The sequence below is a fragment of the Pelagicoccus sp. SDUM812003 genome (genome assembly GCF_031127815.1).
GTDB lineage: Bacteria > Verrucomicrobiota > Verrucomicrobiia > Opitutales > Opitutaceae > Pelagicoccus.
Genome location: NZ_JARXHY010000062.1, coordinates 1 through 930, shown reverse-complemented (window position 1 = coordinate 930; position 930 = coordinate 1). Strand labels below are relative to the sequence as shown.

Genomic DNA, 930 nt, shown 5'->3' with positions numbered 1-930 from the left:
ACGAGATGCTTGTCAGGACAAAGAGAAAGGTGAATGTGAAAAATCGATTCATTGTTTTCTACCGAACGTGAAAGCCATACGCGGAAGTCAGCGCGAAGCGCTGGCTGGAGTTGTATGGGCTGACTGGTTAGAAATAATTTCTTTTGTTGTCTTAAGTTCTTCGGGTGAGGCTAAACTCACTGATAAAGTCGTATGGGTCTTAATCGATTCTCTGTGAAGTTGGATCTCGGTTTTGATGTCATTCGGAAACAAGCCTCTTTTCTTCAATTCCCTATTCACTTCTATTGGTGCATTTGGCGGAGGAGAACCGCTGGGAAGAAAGTGGTACAGCTTCATCTCGTAAAATAGAGCATACCTCTCGAGAAAGCTCTCCTTCATAGGTTCTGCTTTGATCCAGTAGGTGAGATGATCCTTTATAAAAAGTAGATCACCTTCGCTCTCATAGATATCGAAGTCTGTTGCAGAAATTGATTTGAGAATTCTTGCGTGATTCGTGTCCTCTTCGGCGATTGGAATCAGGTTCCTTCGCTGATTGTCTAAGGATTGAGTCTTGAACTGGTCTAAATCGATCCATCTCTCTAGTGAGAAGCTAAAGATCGACTTATTCTTTATGTCATAAATAGCGACAGCTTCGGCAGTAGTGTTCACCTTGAAGGCGACGCATTCACTTTCTAGCAGAACCATGTACCCCGAATCCACAGTGGGCTCGAAAGTGTCGCCATGTGGTGACGATTCGATGGTCCAAGCTACCTTGTAGGCTGTCTCTGATGCGCCTCCAAGAAAGGGGAGGACGAGTGAGAAAAGCATGATAGGTAGGAAGGTTCTCATTTTTTCTAACGTGAAAGCCATACGCGTAGGTCAGCGCGGAGCGCTGGCCGGAGTTGTATGGGCTGACTGGTTGGACTTTCTTTTCAATTAGTACTCCCCAAG

General features: G+C 45.3%; 1 protein-coding gene. It reads right to left on the bottom strand.

Going from position 1 to position 930, the window contains the following annotated elements; all coding sequences use genetic code 11:
* Nucleotides 1–87: 87 nt before the first annotated feature.
* Entirely contained in the window at nucleotides 88–807 is a 720-nt protein-coding gene (locus QEH54_RS22780) for a hypothetical protein (RefSeq protein WP_309021035.1), read from the bottom strand.
* Between the last annotated feature and the right edge of the window lie 123 nt (nucleotides 808–930).